The sequence below is a fragment of the Kosakonia sp. ML.JS2a genome (assembly GCF_025642095.1).
GTDB lineage: Bacteria > Pseudomonadota > Gammaproteobacteria > Enterobacterales > Enterobacteriaceae.
Window position 1 is genome coordinate 2,212,029 of record NZ_CP106754.1, and the last position, 16,398, is coordinate 2,228,426.

The following is a 16,398-nucleotide window of genomic DNA, read 5'->3' on the forward strand; positions in this document are numbered from 1 at the left end:
ATATGCATAGCTTTTTCTTAGCGGACGTGGACGCATGGAACTTATTGAGCTATGGTAAAAAAACACCCAATACGGGGCGTGGTTCTGACGCATTGAATCGTCTGCTATAACGTTCAAAGTAATGCATAAAAGTGCGCTTGATACTTTGATAACCTTAGAATTTGTGCGACGGATCCAGACATGTTTAAAAATGGCTTGCCTTAAATTACGTATTGTGTGATAACACGTTTTGGGTCAAACGAGGTACAGTTCTGTTTATGTGTGGCATTTTCAGTAAAGAAGTCCTGAGTAAACACGTTTCGTTGAATACAGCTTCTCTGCCGAACCTTATATTAGTGCCTCAAGCAGTAATGTCTCAGTTTTCTCAGTCAATGCCTGCGGGCGAAGTATATACATTAAGGAATTTAGCAAATGGCAAAGATTAAAGGTCAAGTTAAGTGGTTCAACGAGTCCAAAGGTTTTGGTTTCATTACTCCTGCTGACGGCAGCAAAGACGTGTTCGTACACTTCTCTGCAATCCAGGGTAATGGTTTCAAAACTCTGGCCGAAGGCCAGAACGTTGAGTTTGAAATTCAGGACGGTCAGAAAGGCCCGGCTGCAGTTAACGTAACTGCTATCTGATTTCGACACCTCTGAGCTTGAAGCGCCTCGTGCGCATCAATGTCAGCGATAAAGCCTCGCCATTGTGCGGGGCTTTTTAATTTCCCCGGTACGGCAAATGGCGGTACACTTTCGCCTTCTGAGAAATCCCCTCCGGAGTCTTTATGCCTTTCAGTTGCCCACTGTGTCACGCGCCGTTAAACCGTCGTGAGAATGCCTTTGTTTGTCCGCAACGACACCAGTTCGATATTGCAAAAGAAGGCTATGTGAACTTGCTGCCAGTGCAGCACAAACGTTCACGCGATCCCGGAGACAGCGCAGAGATGATGCAGGCGCGGCGTGCATTTCTTGATGCCGGGCACTACCAACCGCTACGTGATGCTATTAGCGCCCTTTTGCACGCGAGACTGCCAGAGCAGGCGGATGCAGTGCTGGATATTGGCTGTGGGGAGGGGTATTACACGCAGGCTCTTGCCGCAATTGCAGAGCAGCACGGGGCACGCACATTTGGCCTGGATGTCTCGAAAGCTGCGATTCGTGCTGCCGCGAAACGTTATTCGCAGGTGATGTTCTGTGTGGCGTCCAGCCATCGTTTACCGTTCGAAGATAACAGTATTGATGCGCTGGTGCGTATTTACGCACCCTGTAAAGCCGGGGAGCTGGCGCGTGTTGTTAAACCCGGCGGGGTAGTGATCACTGCCGCTCCCGGTCCGCGCCATCTGATGGAGCTTAAAGGCCTTATCTATGATGATGTGCAGTTGCACGCAGAAAATGCAGGCGAGATCGCGGGTTTTACCGTTATCGGTCAGCAATCGCAGGCTTATGAGATGACGTTAACGGGTCAACAGGCCGTAGCGTTATTGCAGATGACGCCGTTTGCGTGGCGCGCGAAAGCGGACGTGTGGGAAACATTAGCGGCAACGGAACATTTCCGCTGCCAGACGGATTTCAGCATTCACTGCTTACAGCGGGACAACTAACCTGCGAAGTGGCTCCACAGGATCTGCGCGCCAATACCAATCAGTACGATCCCGCCGAGGATCTCGGCGCGTTTTCCAAGCCACGGGCCAATAAAACGACCAATCATCATCCCCAGCGTGGACATGATGAGTGTGGCACAGCCAATTGCCAGCGCAGTGGCGATAATATTAACCTGCAGGAAAGCCAGCCCGACACCGACGGCCATGGCATCCAGGCTGGTCGCGATAGCTGTAGTGACCAGCAACCAGAAACCGTGGCGTTGTGGGGTCTCCGTTGTTTCGCCATCATCACCGCTGAAGCCTTCCAGTATCATACGTCCGCCGAGAAAGACCAGCAGTACAAAGGCTATCCAGTGATTCCATTCCAGCACAAACTGGGTCGCCAGCATGCCCAGCCCCCAGCCGATTAACGGTGTCAGGGTTTCAATCACGCCAAAGATAAGGCCAGTGCGCAGGGCTTCTGAGAACCTGGGTTTGTGAAGTGTGGCACCCTTGCCGATAGAAGCGGCAAATGCATCCATGGACATGCCAAAAGCGAGAAGGATAGTTGCAGATAAGTTCATAGGTGCGTCCAGACCGGGGGTTCCATATAACACACCACTGCCCCCAGTAAATAGCAGTTGGTGTGCCAATGGTCTCGCCTGACTGATAATGTTCAGTCCGTACGTGCCACGTTTTGCAACGAGTATGTTGACACGTACATTTCCGGGTGGTGGAAATCGGCTACTCCCCAACGACGGACGCACCTTAACATATTTTGAGAATATAAAACAATAACAGGAAAATATAATTCTGTTTACCAATTGATAACGATTGTCATTTAGATTTAGGCGTGAAAATAACGTTAAATAATATAAGTATATTTGCTCTGAAATATAGCAAAGGCTATGATTGTGCGTGTTTTTTGTACGTCTGAATATAGTCTTTGCTATATCTTAACTTATTGAGTTTTAACGAGAATTTTATATATTCTTTCCAGGTCGTCGATATTTCGCACACGAATAAGCAAGCGACGCTGTTCTAATTGCATTACCAGTACACCGTCTTCCGATAAATTCATCTCTTTAATACGGTTATATTCAATCCAGACATTGGCGAAGAAAAACCCCTGCGCTTTAAAGATGATCTTTGGCGTGCGGATCCAAAAGAGATAAACGCCGAGTAATGCCAGTGCAAATAATAACCACATACTTAATGCTGCACCGCCATTTATCGAATTGTTATAGATAAGAATGACGAGCAGGCCGACAAAGATAGCGCCGTCGGTGCGGCTTCTACGCAGTAGCGGAATGGTAAGCAGAGAAGGGCCTTTGCGTCCCGGCATAATGAATTCATCATACAGGGCGAAAGCCAGTAGAGCGGCAACAAACAGTATCAGCACGATATCCGTAATCGTCATTCTTCCTCCGGTACATAAAAAAACGGGGGCATAAGCCCCCGGTTACAGCATTGCGAATTACAGACCCAGCAAGCCAATGGCGTAGCCGACAATCCCGATGACAAAGAACCCAACAATGATCCACAGTGGGTTGACTTTCTTACGCAGCAGCCACATACAGGCGAAGGTCAGCAGCAGTGGCACCAGGCCCGGCATCAACTGATCAAGAATGGTCTGCACAGTGGTGACATTCGTTTTACCCGTCTGGTCGGTGATTTGCGACACCACCAGCGGAATGTTCACATGCGTCCATTTGTTGACCAGCGCTCCCATCACAAACAGCCCGAGGATAGATGCACCTTCAGTCAGTTTCTGCAGAAAACCCCCGCCCATATCTTTAACGATATCGATACCTTTACGGTAGCCATACGCCACGCCGTAGTAGCGCGTCGCCAGACGGACAATATTAAACAGGAAAAAGAACAGTAATGGGCCAAGCAGGCTGCCGCTCATTGCGATCCCGGCGCCAAGTGCGGCGAAAACAGGACGGACAGTCCCCCAGAAAATCGGGTCGCCAACACCGGCCAACGGTCCCATCAGACCGACTTTGATACCGTTAATGGCACCGTCGTCGATCTCGGCGCCGTTTGCACGCTGCTCTTCCATCGCCAGCGTTACGCCCAGCACCGGAGCGGCAACGTAAGGATGGGTATTAAAGAACTCCAGATGACGTTTGATAGCCTGGCGGCGCGCTTCGTTATTTTCCGGATACAGGCGTTTAATCGCCGGCACCATGGAGAAGCAGAACCCCAGCGCCTGCATACGTTCGAAGTTCCATGAACCCTGGAACAGGTTAGAACGGATGAACACGCCGCGAATATCACCAGGAGTGAGTTTTTTCTCAGTCGTTGCTTTAGTCATATCAACCATGTCGCTCACCTGTTAATCCAGTTCGTTGTCGAGATCGTTAGATGCAGCCGCCTGAGCAGGACCGCCTGCAGAGCGGTTATATTTCGGGCTAAGCTGAATGTAGAGAATCGCCATCACCGTGCCAATTACCCCCAGTGACACAAGGTTAAAGTTGGTGAAGGCTGCTGTCACGAAGCCGAGATAGAAGAACGGCATCAGGTAGCCTGCGCGCATCATGTTGATGACCATCGCATAACCTACTACCACAATCATGCCACCGGCGATGTTCAGACCGCTGGTCACCACTTCCGGAATGGCATTCAGCATGCTCTGTACTTCACTGGTTCCGACAGAGATAGCCACGATCACCGCCGGAATGGCGATACGCATGGCTTGCAGGAACAGAGATGAAACGTGGATCCAGGAAAGCGCCGTCAGGTTGCCGGTTTCCGCTGCTTTATCCGCAGCATGCTGGAAGCCAACGGTGATGGTACGAACGATAATAGTCAGCACCTGACCTGCTGCCGCCAGCGGAATCGCCAGCGCGATACCCGCGCCGATGCTCTGATGCCCGCCAATAACCAGAATGGTCGAGATAATGGACGCCAGCGCCGCATCCGGCGCAACCGCCGCACCGATATTCATCCAGCCCAGTGCGATCATTTCCAGCGTACCGCCGATGATGATACCGGTTTTCATATCACCGAGGACGATACCCACCAGCGTACATGCCACCAACGGACGGTGGAACTGGAATTCGTCGAGTATCGACTCCATACCGGCAATACATGCGACAACGAACACCAGCACAATCTGAAGAGTGGTAATCTCCATTGTACTTCTCCTATAGCTAAATCAGACGTAAGTGTGAAAACTGAGTCAATCAGGCCGCCGCGGTTATTTCGCCACTTTGCTGATCAAATCCATCATTTTCAGTTTCGGGTCGTTTGAAACTTTACGGACTTCCAGCTCAATACCGCGTTCATTCAGTTTCTTAAACGCAGCGATATCTTTTTCGTCCACCGAAACGGCGTTGTTCACCTGGGTTTTTCCCTGACGATACGCCATGCCACCGATGTTGACGGAGGTAATTTTGACTCCATCTTCAACGACGCGCAGCACATCGGTCGGGTTGGTGAACAACAGCATCACGCGCTCACCCGCGTATTTTGGGTTGTTGTAGACGCGGCCCATTTTCGCCACATCCACCACATGCGCCGTCACGCCCGGAGGCGCTACCTGCGTCAGGAGTGTTTTACGCACGTTGTCCGCCGCCACTTCGTCGCTCACGACGATAATGCGTGTCACGTTTGTCTCTTTGGTCCAGCGTGTTGCCACCTGACCATGGATAAGACGGTCATCGATACGCGCGAGGCCAATCATCATGTAGTCATTTGGCCCCATCGGTCTTGCGGGAGCTGCGGCTTTTGCTGCCGGGGCAGGGGCTGGAGCGGGTTTTTCCACCGGTTGCGCCTTCAGCGCTTTCACGCCTTCGCGTCCGGTTTCAACCGCCAGCGCCACCAGCTCGTCGAAGGTGGGGTTATCATCCCTGGCCATCAGTGTCTCTACCAGCATGGGAATATTGACGCCGGCAATCACTTCATAATGCTCTTTATCGACGACAATGCGGCTGGCAGCATTAAACGGGCTGCCGCCCCATGTATCAACGAGAAATAGCACGCCCTTGCTGGTTTCCAGTTTCTCCAGTTGCGCGTTGTATTTTTCGATTAACGTTTCCGCATTTTCCCCGGGAACGAAATCAATCCAACCGACGTTCTCCTGCTCGCCCAGCAGCATCTCGGCGGTTTTGAGCAGCTGTTCTGCAGCCCAACCATGTGTGCCTAGTACAATAGCAATGGTCACTTGCTACCTCCTTCTTCTTGTCGTAAACACATCGCGACTCGATGTATTGTGAATCGGCCTGACGGACCGAATCGATTCAGATAAGGGTTTAAGAGAATACCTATGACTTTCGAGAATTATTTTAGAGAGCGAAAAAATAATTTATGTGATGAAGATCCGTAATTTAGGTTTACTGTTTTGGAAATTTCGAACCGCGAAATATCCCCATAAACTGCAAAGTCTGGTAAATCTTTGCAAAATGTAAAGTCTGTCTGTTATGTTTATCCTCCGTTTAATTTGTCAGGAGTAAAGGGCAGCAGCCCGCCGTATGGACCGTCACCGACGTCAGTTCACCTTTTGGCCTTCCCGTGCCATGCATTCCGGCGTTTTCCGCCATTTCCCAAATACGTTCGATGTCATCACGCCTGTGCGTTTCCGCACGCCGTTTAGCCATTCCTTAAGCTGGAGCTTGTTATGGAATTCCTGATGGATCCCTCTATCTGGGCGGGATTGTTGACACTGGTTGTTCTGGAAATCGTACTGGGTATCGATAACCTGGTATTTATTGCCATCCTCGCCGATAAACTGCCGCCAAAGCAGCGCGATAAAGCGCGTTTGATTGGTTTATCGCTGGCGCTGGTGATGCGATTAGGACTGCTATCGCTGATCTCGTGGATGGTGACGCTGACAAAACCGCTGTTTTCCGTTTGGGATTTCACCTTCTCCGGTCGTGATTTGATCATGCTGTTTGGGGGTGTCTTTCTGTTGTTCAAAGCAACAACCGAACTGCACGAGCGGCTGGAAAACCGCGAGCACGATAGCGGGCACGGAAAAGGCTACGCCAGCTTCTGGGTAGTGGTGGTGCAAATCGTTATTCTGGACGCCGTGTTTTCCCTCGATGCGGTGATCACCGCTGTGGGCATGGTGAACCACTTACCGGTGATGATGGCGGCGGTGGTTATCGCCATGGCCGTGATGTTGCTGGCATCCAAACCGTTGACGCGTTTCGTCAATCAACATCCAACCGTGGTGGTGCTCTGTCTGAGCTTCCTGCTGATGATCGGTTTGAGTCTGGTGGCGGAAGGTTTCGGTTTCCATATTCCGAAAGGCTACCTCTACGCTGCGATCGGTTTCTCCATCATCATTGAGTTCTTTAATCAGATTGCGCGCCGTAACTTTATCCGCAACCAGTCGCATCTGCCGCTGCGCGCCCGCACTGCGGATGCCATTTTGCGTCTGATGGGCGGTCGTCGTCGCCAGACAAATCCGCAGATTGAAGCGGACAGCCAGGCGCAAGTGCCGGTGCCTGAAGGCGCTTTCGCGGAAGAAGAACGCTATATGATCAACGGCGTGCTGACGCTGGCTTCCCGCTCGCTGCGTAGCATCATGACACCGCGCGGCGATATCAGTTGGGTGGACGCGAACCTGAGCGTCGATCAGATTCGCCAGCAATTGCTGTCATCGCCGCACAGCCTGTTCCCGGTTTGTCGCGGTGAACTGGATGAAGTGATCGGTATCGTGCGCGCCAAAGAGATGCTGGTGGCGCTGGAAGAGGGGACGGATGTCGCCGCTATCGCGTCGGCCACACCTGCAATTGTGGTGCCGGAAACGCTGGATCCGATCAAACTGCTGGCGGTTCTGCGCCGCGCACGCGGCAGCTTTGTTATTGTGACTAACGAGTTTGGCGTTGTGCAGGGGCTGGTCACTCCGCTGGACGTACTGGAAGCCATCGCCGGTGAGTTCCCGGACGCTGATGAAACGCCGGAGATTATCACCGATGGTGATGGCTGGTTGGTCAAAGGGACCACCGATTTGCATGCGCTGCAACATACGCTGGGTCTGGACAGTCTGGTCAATGACGATGAAGACATTGCCACCGTTGCAGGCCTTGTCATCTCGGCAAAAGGTCAGATCCCTCAGCCTGGCGAGGTGCTGGAAATAGCGCCGCTGCATATCACCGTTGTCGAAGCCAACGACTACCGTGTTGATCTGGTTCGTGTTGTTAAAGAGCAAGTGGATCACGACGAAGAAGAGTAATTGTTACCCCTGTATCAGTGGTAACTCGTGGCTGTTATGCCTGGCCGGCGGTGAGTTGTTTTCCGCCAGCCAGGCTGGAAAGTCGTTAATCGGCATCGGCCTGGCAAACAAAAACCCCTGCAATAACTGCACGCCCTGCTGGCGCAAATAGAGTGCTTGCTGCGGCTGCTCCACCCCTTCCGCCACCAGTTCAATATGCAACCGCTGCCCGAGGGCGATAATCATATCGGTGACCGTTGAGTTCACCGCATCGGTGCCAATCGCAGTGGTGTAGGATTTATCAATTTTCAGGATGTCCGGGTGGAGTTTCTCCAGCCAGGCCAGAGAGCTGTTGCCGGTACCAAAATCGTCAATCGCGATCTTTGTCCCTTTGCGGTGCAGTTCGCGCATCATGCGGGAATCCGCATCCAGCAATGCATCGCGTTCGGTCAGCTCAATCACTAACTGCTGTGTGGGATGCGCGTTGTACCAGAGGTTGTGCAAGTCTTTTAATAACTCGCCATGGCGCAAATGACTGGGTGCGACGTTAATACCAATATGAAATTGCGGATCGTCAGGGAACAGTTCCCGTTGGCGTGCTGTTTCAGTAATAACATAGCGGGTGAGCGGGGCGATAAGGTGGTGATCTTCGGCAATCGGGATAAACACTTCCGGTGAAATCCACCCCTGACGCGGGTTATACCAGCGCAGCAATATTTCCACCCCGGTGCACTGCAGGTTGCTGGCGCTTATCACTGGCTGGCAAAACAGCTCAAATTCATGGGCGGCCAACCCGAGGTTGATCTCCCAGGAAAAACTCATGCGACTGGCGGTCGCAAACCAGGCAATAAACCCGGTCAAAAAACTCATCATCAAGGCCAGCGGTAATTGGGAAGGCAAATGCTGTAGCGCCAGTTGTTCTGCGCCAGGGCCGCTCACGCTGATGGCAAAGGGAAACTGTGTGGAAGATTGCTGATAGTGTTTTTCATCCTGCTGTGGCGGCAACTGGTCCATCACACCTTTACCTTGCACCAGATGCCGACCATTAACGCTCAGGTTGACACGCGTGATTAACGGCTCTTGCGGTTCGAGCATCAAATTACTCAACAACTCAATATTCACCACCTCCAGCACACCATTTTGTCCATCTTCGCGGGTGGGATACCAGAGAATGAGAATAGGTTGATCTTTCAGCAGTGATTGATCGGTGGAGAGCGCCATCAGCGGTTGACTGGCTGGTAAGGAGGGCTGCAACTGATGAACTGGCACATTCCGATGACCAAAGATACTGGAGCAGTACAGTATGCCGTTTTCAATCAGCGCAATGGCGCGAACGGTTTGCAGAGAGGCAGCTTGTTTGCGCAACGTCTGATGGGCATCGTCGCAGGACATGCCAACGAGCGGCGTTACGACATCACGCCCGGCGATTAACGGTTGTATGAGCCGATCGAGCGTCTGTACGGCATGACTGGTATACGCAACAATGCGTTGCTGATTTATGTTCCGCTCCGAAATAAAGCGAAACGCCAACGTGCAAATCAGGGCGACGGCGGCCACGACCACGCAAAAAATGGCCCGCTTATGTCGGTAGCTTTGAATGATCCGTTGAGCCGTTTGCATGCCATTGTCGCCTGTGGAATCCCTGGCTTGAGTTCCATGCCAGCACACTAAAAGTGTAGTGGGGAATCCAATAAACAACGAGAATATCGGCGATATATGATCGATCTGTGGCAGAAGAGCGAAAAAAAACGCCGTTCGGCTGAACGGCGTTGATGGGCGTGATGGTTAATCGCACTGAACCTTGATGGCTAACCCGCCGCGGGACGTTTCGCGGTATTTGGCGTTCATGTCTTTGCCTGTTTCATACATGGTCTCGATAACCTTATCGAGAGACACACGCGGCGCGCTGGTACGGCGCATCGCCATGCGCGAGGCGTTAATCGCTTTGACGGAAGCAATTGCGTTACGCTCGATGCAGGGTACCTGAACCTGGCCTGCAACCGGGTCGCAGGTTAAGCCAAGGTTATGTTCCATGCCGATTTCCGCTGCAACGCACACCTGTTCCGGGCTGGCGCCCAGCAGTTCGGCAAGCCCTGCGGCTGCCATGGAGCAGGCAACACCCACTTCACCCTGGCAACCCACTTCCGCACCGGAAATTGACGCATTCATCTTATACAGTGCACCAATTGCCCCGGCAGCGAGGAAATAGCGGATATAAATGTCCGGGCTGACAGACTCGATAAAGTGATCGTAATACGCCAGCACCGCCGGAACGATGCCGCATGCGCCGTTGGTCGGTGCGGTAACAACGCGGCCACCTGCGGCGTTCTCTTCGTTGACCGCCAGCGCGAACATGTTCACCCAGTCGACCACATTCATCGGATCGTTGGAGAGCTTGTCACTCGACACCAACATACGACGCAGTGCAGAAGCACGGCGTGGAACACGCAGCGGCCCAGGCAGTACGCCTTCGGTATTCATACCGCGATCGATACAGGCGCGCATGGTAGCCCATACATGCGCAAAATACTCTTCGATCTCTTTTTTGCTGTGCAGCGCCAGCTCGTTTTGCATCACCATGCCGGAAAGCGACAGGCCGGTCTCTTTGCAATATTCCAGCATTTGCGTCGCAGAATTGAACGGATAGGGAACGCTGATGGTATCGAGGGTTTCTTTGCCGAAATGCTCTTCGTCGACGATAAAGCCGCCGCCGATGGAGTAATAGGTTTTGCTGTACGTTACTCGATCGCCGTTTAAGGCGGTAATGCGCATGCCGTTTTCGTGCAACGACAGGTTGTCGCTATGAAAGCGCATGCCATCATTCTGCGGGAAATCCACTTCATGGCGACCCTGCGCCAGCAGCAGGCGACCCCGGGTTTCTACATCGCGAATGAAGGCGGGAATGGTGTCGATATCCACAGTAGCGGGCTCGTTCCCCGCCAGCCCCATAATAATGGCGATATCGGTATGGTGGCCTTTCCCGGTAAGGGACAGTGAGCCGTAAACGTCCACCACTACGCGGGTGACATCGTCCAGCAATCCTTTTTCGACCAGGTCATCGACGAACTGCTTACCGGCCTTCATCGGGCCAACAGTGTGGGAAGATGAGGGACCAATCCCCACCTTAAACATGTCGAATATACTAATCACATTAACACTCCTGACAGGGTTACCGGGGGTTCCAGTAACGATGTAATAACTGCGCATAGTGTAAGAGGGAAGGTCACTGTCAGCTTAACTATTCACATGAATTAAACTAATGCGTAACCCTGATTAAACTAATAACGCGAAGTTGATCTCAGTCTGTCAAAAAGAGGCGTTGTGCAAAGTATAGTCTATGGCTTGCGCCCGATCTGCAGCGCCAGCGCACGAATAATGCCCGCCGTCATGCCCCAAACAAAATAATGCTGATACCAGGATAACCACACGCGATGCGCGTTGCCGTGACGATGCACATCCAGCGGATGATAACGGCCCAGACGCAGCGCCTCCGCCAGCGGCATTTCAAACACGGCGGAGACTTCATCTTCACTGGCGTGGTAGTGCAAATCCGGCGGAATAACGCCAACCACTGGCGTGACCTGAAAACCGGTGACGCTATCCACCGGCGGCAGCACGCCGATCACCTCTACAGCATCGGGAGGAATGGCGACCTCTTCCTGCGCTTCTCGCAGCGCCGCAGCAATTAATGAGGCGTCACTACTATCGACCGCGCCGCCGGGAAAGGCGACCTGACCTGCATGTTTACGCAGCAGTGGGGAGCGTTGCGTTAACAGCAAACCCGGCTGTTCGCGCCGCACGATAGGCACCAGCACTGCCGCCTGGCGCGAGTGAATGGTTTGCGGGCTAAGCTGTGGCCGTAAAAGTTGAAAGCGCGATAAAAAATCTTCCAGGGTTAACGCCGGTTGTTCCACGAATCATTTCTCCAGTTGCCGCAGAATACGATTAACTTTATCAAAGGTTTCCTGATATTCCGCCTCTTCCTGACTATCAGCGACAATGCCACCGCCCGCGGAACAGTAAATCTGCCCGTCGCAGGCGGTCAGCGTGCGGATCGTGATGCTGGTGTCCATGTTGCCGCAAACGCTGATATAGCCAATGCTGCCGCACCAGGCATTGCGACGCTGCGGCTCCAGTTGATCAATAATTTCCATCGCGCGGACTTTGGGCGCCCCCGTAATCGAACCGCCGGGGAAGGCTGCACGTAACAGATCGCAGGCTTGCCGACCGGCCGGGAGTGTTGCCGTAACGGTACTGACCAGGTGATGGACGGCAGGAAATGGCTCAACCACGAACAGTTCCGGCACCCGCACCGAACCCGGTAGCGCCACGCGGCCAATATCATTACGCATCAAATCGACAATCATCAGGTTTTCAGCGCGATCTTTTGCCGACGACGCCAGTTTCTTCGCCTGTTCCGCATCAGCCTGCGGGTCGGCAAGCCGTGGAAGAGTACCTTTGATCGGCCGTGTTTCGATATTGTCACCCTCGAGGCGGATAAAGCGCTCCGGTGAGAGACTGAGTATTGCCCCCTGCTGCAAGCGCAGGAATGCGCTGAACGGGGCGCGGTTTTCACGGTTTAAGCGGCAAAAGGCCAGCCACTCATCTCCTTGATAATGCGCCTGAAAACGCTGCGCGAGATTGACCTGGTAACAGTCGCCGCTGTGCAACCAGGCGTGTACCTGGCGGAATTTTTCCCCGTACTCCTCCCGGCTCATGTTCGCCTGCCAGGCTGAGGTTAAGCGGAAATCCTCCCGCTGCGGCGCGGTTTGCGCGTTCAGCCAGGCCAGACGTGCATTGACATCGCCATGACTCAGCAGTATCACCCGCTGGCGTTGATGATCCACCACCAGCGCCCAGTCATAAATTCCCACGGACATCTCTGGCAGGGCGATATCCTGTTCAGCATGCCGGGGGAGTTTTTCAAAACGTCGCCCTAAATCATAACCAAACAGGCCTAACGCGCCGCCCTGAAACGGCAGCTCCGGGTCAGAAGCGCTGCGAAAGCCACACTCGTCGAGGGCGTGTTGTAACAGCTGCAACGGATCATCACTGGATTCTTGTGTATCGTTGAGGGTCGTGATCTCGCCGCGCGTGATGAGCGTCGTCAACGGTTCGGCCACCAGAATATCAAAGCGATTGTGTGGATGATCGGCATGGCCTGAATGCAGCAGCATGGCCCACGGCTGATGGCTGAGCGGGGCAAAGTAGTGTTCGGCAGCGTCGGGGCGCCACGGCAGAGAGATTACGGCGGGGGATAACGTCTTCATTGAACCTGACTCATGTGCGTTTTTGCTGGTGAATAGCGCGATCGCGTGGAATAATTAGCGTCAACAATTTAGCAGGAGTTCACGATGTTTGCAGGTTTACCTTCCCTTAGCCACGAGCAACAGCAAAAAGCGGTGGAACGCATCCAGGAATTAATGGCCGGCGGCATGAGCAGCGGACAGGCGATTGCACAGGTTGCAGAAGAGCTGCGCGCCACCCATACCGGCGAGCGGATCGTGGCGCGCTTCGAAGACGAAGACGAGTAACTACACTGCGGCGATAACTTTGATTTCCACTTTGTAGCGAGGGTTCATCAGTTTCGCTTGCACGGTGCAGCGTACTGGCGCATGGCCTGCCACAACCCACTCATCCCAGGCTTTATTCATCGCGGCGAAATCATTGCTGTCGGCAAGAAAAAGGGTCGCGTCGAGGATACGCGTTTTATCGCTACCTTGTTTTGCCAGCACCGCGTCGATTTGCGCCAGTGTGTTGGCGGTTTGCTCAAACGCATCGGCGTCCAGGTTCTCCGGCACGCCGGTGTAGTACAGCGTCTGATTGTGGATCACCGCATCTGACCAGCGGGCTGCTGCGTCAATTCGCACAATTGTCATAACCTTTTCCTTCTTATTCTCCATAGCGGGCAGGCAAGAGTGCCACATAAACCTGGCTGGCGTAAATCCGCACACCCTGACATAATCACTGTCGATTTAACCAGGGGGTAGTGTGACGGACGATTTTGCAACAGACGGCCAACTGGCCAAAGCGATTCCGGGATTTAAACCGCGCGAGCCACAGCGCCAGATGGCGCACGCGGTGACAGAGGCGATTCGCCATACCCAACCGCTGGTGGTCGAAGCCGGAACCGGCACCGGAAAAACCTACGCCTACCTGGCCCCGGCGCTACGCTCGGGGAAAAAAGTGATCATCTCCACCGGCTCAAAAGCATTGCAGGATCAGCTCTACAGCCGTGATTTACCCACCGTTGCTAAAGCGCTGGCGTTTACCGGGCGCACCGCGCTGCTGAAAGGCCGTTCCAACTATTTGTGCATTGAGCGTCTTGAGCAGCAAGCGCTGGCGGGCGGCGATCTGCCGGTACAGACACTCAGCGACGTGATTCTGCTGCGTTCATGGTCGAACCAAACGACCGATGGTGACATCAGCACCTGTGTCAGCGTGGCGGAAGATTCGCAAGCCTGGCCGCTGGTCACCAGCACCAATGACAACTGTCTTGGCAGCGATTGCCCGATGTATAAAGACTGTTTTGTGGTGAAAGCGCGCAAAAAAGCGATGGATGCCGATGTGGTGGTGGTCAACCACCATCTGTTTCTCGCCGATATGGTGGTGAAAGAGAGCGGCTTCGGTGAACTTATTCCGGAGGCTGAGGTGATGATATTTGATGAAGCGCATCAGCTTCCGGATATTGCCAGCCAGTATTTTGGTCAGTCGCTCTCCAGCCGCCAGCTACAGGATCTGGCGAAAGATTTCACCATCGCTTACCGGACTGAACTGAAAGATACCGCTCAGTTGCAGAAGTGCGCCGACCGGCTGGCGCAGAGCGCGCAGGACTTCCGCCTGCAACTGGGGGAACCGGGTTATCGCGGCAATCTGCGCGAACTGCTGGCGGATGCGAACATTCAGCGCGCGTTGTTACTGCTCGATGATGCGCTTGAGCTGTGTTACGACGTGGCAAAACTCTCCCTTGGGCGTTCCGCGTTGCTGGATGCCGCTTTTGAACGCGCTACGCTCTATCGCGCGCGCCTGAAACGGCTGAAAGAGATCAACCAGCCGGGTTATAGCTACTGGTACGAATGCACATCCCGCCATTTTACGCTGGCGCTCACGCCGCTGACGGTGTCGGATAAATTTACCGAAGTTATGGCGCAGAAAAAAGGTAGCTGGATTTTTACCTCTGCGACGCTGTCGGTGAATGACGATTTGCATCACTTTACAGCGCGGTTGGGTATTGAAGGTGCGGAGTCGTTACTGTTGGCAAGCCCTTTTGATTATCAGCGTCAGGCGTTATTGTGCGTCCCGCGCAATTTGCCGCAGACCAATCAACCTGGTGCTGCGCGCCAGCTTGCCGCCATGTTGCGGCCAATGATTGAAGCAAACAATGGCCGCTGCTTTATGCTCTGTACCTCGCACGCCATGATGCGCGATCTTGCGGAACAGTTCCGCGCCACCATGACCTTGCCCGTCCTGTTGCAGGGTGAAACCAGTAAAGGCCGGTTATTGCAAGAGTTCGTCAGTGCCGGCAACGCACTCTTAGTGGCGACCAGCAGTTTCTGGGAAGGGGTGGACGTGCGCGGCGATACCTTGTCTTTGGTGATCATCGACAAACTGCCGTTTACCTCGCCAGAAGATCCTCTGCTGAAAGCGCGCATGGAAGATTGTCGCCTGCGCGGCGGCGATCCCTTTGACGAAGTGCAGTTACCGGATGCCGTAATTACGCTGAAACAAGGCGTCGGGCGACTGATCCGCGATGTGGACGATCGCGGCGTGCTGGTGATTTGTGATAACCGGCTGGTGATGCGCCCCTATGGTGCGGTGTTCTTGTCGAGTCTTCCGCCCGCGCCCCGCACCCGGGACATTCGCCGCGCAGTCGAATTCCTCGCATCGCCACCGGCGCAGTAATTTGCTGCGGACTGTGGTAAGATGCGCGCCATTTTGTTGATAGTGGACTGTTATACCCATGCGAATTCTGGCTATTGATACCGCCACGGAAGCGTGTTCTGTCGCGCTGTGGAACGATGGTACGACCTTCGCGCACTTCGAACTTTGCCCTCGCGAACATACTCAACGCATCCTGCCGCTGGTTCAGGATGTCCTGCACGATGCAAAAATATCCCTCACGCAACTCGATGCGCTGGCGTTTGGCCGCGGGCCAGGCAGCTTTACCGGCGTACGCATTGGCATTGGTATTGCGCAAGGGCTGGCATTGGGCGCAGAACTGCCGATGATTGGCGTTTCAACGCTGGCGACCATGGCGGAAGGCGCATGGCGAAAAACCGGCGCAACCCGCGTGCTGGCAGCCATCGACGCGCGCATGGGGGAAGTTTACTGGGCTGAGTATCAGCGTGATGAGCAGGGCGTCTGGCAGGGGGAAGAGAGCGAAGCTGTGCTCAATCCGCAAGCTGTGATGGCGCGTCTGCAACAGCTTGATGGGCAGTGGGCCACGGTGGGCACTGGCTGGGCAGCCTGGCCGGAGATGGCCAGTACGTGTGCGCTGTCGCTCATCGAGGGTGAAACCACGCTGCCAGCCGCCGAAGATATGCTGCCAATTGCCCGTCGCTTGTTTACTGAGCAACACACGGTTGCCGTTGAGCATGCCGAACCTGTTTATTTGCGTAACGAAGTGGCATGGAAGAAACTTCCGGGCCGGGAATGAATCTCAGTAGTACAAAC

Annotated in this window: 17 protein-coding genes, 1 pseudogene and 1 riboswitch; of the genes and pseudogenes, 8 read left to right on the plus strand and 10 right to left on the minus strand. The window is 53.8% G+C overall.

Annotation, left to right across the window (positions count from 1 at the left end; translation table 11 throughout):
- Window positions 1–257: 257 nt before the first annotated feature.
- The 3 genes and pseudogenes from N7922_RS10645 to rlmA all read left to right on the plus strand — a co-directional run bounded on the left by N7922_RS10645 (window position 258) and on the right by rlmA (window position 1,580).
- Window positions 258–399: pseudogene (locus N7922_RS10645) on the plus strand (DUF2627 domain-containing protein).
- A gap of 12 nt (window positions 400–411) precedes the next feature.
- A complete protein-coding gene (gene cspE / locus N7922_RS10650) occupies window positions 412–621 on the plus strand; it encodes a transcription antiterminator/RNA stability regulator CspE (protein WP_001062678.1) in 210 nt (69 codons plus the stop codon).
- 143 nt (window positions 622–764) lie between these two features.
- Window positions 765–1,580, plus strand: a complete 816-nt coding sequence (rlmA, locus tag N7922_RS10655; RefSeq protein ID WP_263100500.1) for a 23S rRNA (guanine(745)-N(1))-methyltransferase — start codon at window positions 765–767, stop codon at window positions 1,578–1,580.
- Here rlmA and mntP read toward each other — a convergent pair.
- The 5 genes from mntP to manX all read right to left on the minus strand — a co-directional run bounded on the left by mntP (window position 1,577) and on the right by manX (window position 5,730).
- Window positions 1,577–2,143: a manganese efflux pump MntP gene (gene mntP, locus N7922_RS10660; protein WP_263100501.1), complete on the minus strand. Its 567-nt coding sequence runs from the start codon at window positions 2,141–2,143 to the stop codon at window positions 1,577–1,579. The genes rlmA and mntP overlap by 4 nt on opposite strands.
- Window positions 2,144–2,153: 10 nt before the next feature.
- Window positions 2,154–2,324: riboswitch (yybP-ykoY riboswitch) on the minus strand.
- A 196-nt stretch (window positions 2,325–2,520) separates the two neighbouring features.
- Entirely contained in the window at window positions 2,521–2,979 is a 459-nt protein-coding gene (locus N7922_RS10665; protein WP_263100502.1) for a DUF986 family protein, read from the minus strand.
- A 57-nt stretch (window positions 2,980–3,036) separates the two neighbouring features.
- Complete coding sequence (locus tag N7922_RS10670; protein ID WP_263100503.1) at window positions 3,037–3,888, minus strand: PTS mannose transporter subunit IID; 852 nt, start codon at window positions 3,886–3,888, stop codon at window positions 3,037–3,039.
- 12 nt (window positions 3,889–3,900) lie between these two features.
- The gene (locus N7922_RS10675) at window positions 3,901–4,701 is read right to left on the minus strand and encodes a PTS mannose/fructose/sorbose transporter subunit IIC (protein ID WP_263100504.1); all 801 of its coding nucleotides are present in this window, start codon (window positions 4,699–4,701) and stop codon (window positions 3,901–3,903) included.
- A gap of 63 nt (window positions 4,702–4,764) precedes the next feature.
- A complete protein-coding gene (gene manX, locus N7922_RS10680) occupies window positions 4,765–5,730 on the minus strand; it encodes a PTS mannose transporter subunit IIAB (RefSeq protein ID WP_263100505.1) in 966 nt (321 codons plus the stop codon).
- A gap of 352 nt (window positions 5,731–6,082) precedes the next feature.
- Between manX and N7922_RS25310 the strand changes: the two genes are divergently transcribed.
- Window positions 6,083–6,196, plus strand: coding sequence for a hypothetical protein (locus N7922_RS25310; protein WP_411554264.1), 114 nt, complete (start codon window positions 6,083–6,085; stop codon window positions 6,194–6,196).
- The gene (gene yoaE, locus N7922_RS10685) at window positions 6,184–7,746 is read left to right on the plus strand and encodes a CNNM family cation transport protein YoaE (RefSeq protein ID WP_263100506.1); all 1,563 of its coding nucleotides are present in this window, start codon (window positions 6,184–6,186) and stop codon (window positions 7,744–7,746) included. The genes N7922_RS25310 and yoaE overlap by 13 nt, the downstream gene beginning before the upstream one ends.
- Window positions 7,747–7,749: 3 nt before the next feature.
- On the opposite strand, the gene N7922_RS10690 is transcribed toward yoaE, so the two are convergent.
- From N7922_RS10690 to pabB, 4 genes are all read right to left on the minus strand, one after another.
- Complete coding sequence (locus N7922_RS10690) at window positions 7,750–9,345, minus strand: EAL domain-containing protein (RefSeq protein WP_263100507.1); 1,596 nt, start codon at window positions 9,343–9,345, stop codon at window positions 7,750–7,752.
- Between the two features lie 165 nt (window positions 9,346–9,510).
- Window positions 9,511–10,875, minus strand: a complete 1,365-nt coding sequence (gene sdaA, locus N7922_RS10695) for an L-serine ammonia-lyase (RefSeq protein WP_263100508.1) — start codon at window positions 10,873–10,875, stop codon at window positions 9,511–9,513.
- A 185-nt stretch (window positions 10,876–11,060) separates the two neighbouring features.
- Window positions 11,061–11,639, minus strand: a complete 579-nt coding sequence (locus tag N7922_RS10700; RefSeq protein WP_263100509.1) for a CoA pyrophosphatase — start codon at window positions 11,637–11,639, stop codon at window positions 11,061–11,063.
- A gap of 3 nt (window positions 11,640–11,642) precedes the next feature.
- Window positions 11,643–12,995, minus strand: coding sequence for an aminodeoxychorismate synthase component 1 (gene pabB / locus N7922_RS10705; protein WP_263100510.1), 1,353 nt, complete (start codon window positions 12,993–12,995; stop codon window positions 11,643–11,645).
- An 84-nt stretch (window positions 12,996–13,079) separates the two neighbouring features.
- On the opposite strand from pabB, the gene N7922_RS10710 reads away from it, so the two are divergent.
- Entirely contained in the window at window positions 13,080–13,259 is a 180-nt protein-coding gene (locus N7922_RS10710) for a YoaH family protein (protein WP_061496578.1), read from the plus strand.
- Here N7922_RS10710 and N7922_RS10715 read toward each other — a convergent pair whose 3' ends face one another.
- On the minus strand, window positions 13,260–13,604 hold the full coding sequence (locus N7922_RS10715; RefSeq protein WP_263100511.1) for a RidA family protein: 345 nt from the start codon (window positions 13,602–13,604) through the stop codon (window positions 13,260–13,262).
- Window positions 13,605–13,716: 112 nt separating this feature from the next.
- On the opposite strand from N7922_RS10715, the gene N7922_RS10720 reads away from it, so the two are divergent.
- Complete coding sequence (locus N7922_RS10720; RefSeq protein WP_263100512.1) at window positions 13,717–15,627, plus strand: ATP-dependent DNA helicase; 1,911 nt, start codon at window positions 13,717–13,719, stop codon at window positions 15,625–15,627.
- A gap of 58 nt (window positions 15,628–15,685) precedes the next feature.
- Window positions 15,686–16,381: a tRNA (adenosine(37)-N6)-threonylcarbamoyltransferase complex dimerization subunit type 1 TsaB gene (gene tsaB / locus N7922_RS10725; RefSeq protein ID WP_263100513.1), complete on the plus strand. Its 696-nt coding sequence runs from the start codon at window positions 15,686–15,688 to the stop codon at window positions 16,379–16,381.
- The last annotated feature ends 17 nt before the right edge of the window (window positions 16,382–16,398 follow it).

What these genes read in the sequence shown, in the direction of transcription:
- pabB (WP_263100510.1), bottom strand. Translation starts at nt 12,995, where the DNA reads ATGAAGACGTTATCCCCCGCCGTAATCTCTCTGCCGTGGCGCCCCGAC.
- N7922_RS10665 (WP_263100502.1), bottom strand. Translation starts at nt 2,979, where the DNA reads ATGACGATTACGGATATCGTGCTGATACTGTTTGTTGCCGCTCTACTG.
- N7922_RS10670 (WP_263100503.1), bottom strand. Translation starts at nt 3,888, where the DNA reads ATGGTTGATATGACTAAAGCAACGACTGAGAAAAAACTCACTCCTGGT.
- N7922_RS10715 (WP_263100511.1), bottom strand. Translation starts at nt 13,604, where the DNA reads ATGACAATTGTGCGAATTGACGCAGCAGCCCGCTGGTCAGATGCGGTG.
- mntP (WP_263100501.1), bottom strand. Translation starts at nt 2,143, where the DNA reads ATGAACTTATCTGCAACTATCCTTCTCGCTTTTGGCATGTCCATGGAT.
- yoaE (WP_263100506.1), top strand. Translation starts at nt 6,184, where the DNA reads ATGGAATTCCTGATGGATCCCTCTATCTGGGCGGGATTGTTGACACTG.
- N7922_RS10710 (WP_061496578.1), top strand. Translation starts at nt 13,080, where the DNA reads ATGTTTGCAGGTTTACCTTCCCTTAGCCACGAGCAACAGCAAAAAGCG.
- N7922_RS10690 (WP_263100507.1), bottom strand. Translation starts at nt 9,345, where the DNA reads ATGCAAACGGCTCAACGGATCATTCAAAGCTACCGACATAAGCGGGCC.
- rlmA (WP_263100500.1), top strand. Translation starts at nt 765, where the DNA reads ATGCCTTTCAGTTGCCCACTGTGTCACGCGCCGTTAAACCGTCGTGAG.
- cspE (WP_001062678.1), top strand. Translation starts at nt 412, where the DNA reads ATGGCAAAGATTAAAGGTCAAGTTAAGTGGTTCAACGAGTCCAAAGGT.
- tsaB (WP_263100513.1), top strand. Translation starts at nt 15,686, where the DNA reads ATGCGAATTCTGGCTATTGATACCGCCACGGAAGCGTGTTCTGTCGCG.
- N7922_RS10675 (WP_263100504.1), bottom strand. Translation starts at nt 4,701, where the DNA reads ATGGAGATTACCACTCTTCAGATTGTGCTGGTGTTCGTTGTCGCATGT.
- N7922_RS25310 (WP_411554264.1), top strand. Translation starts at nt 6,083, where the DNA reads ATGCATTCCGGCGTTTTCCGCCATTTCCCAAATACGTTCGATGTCATC.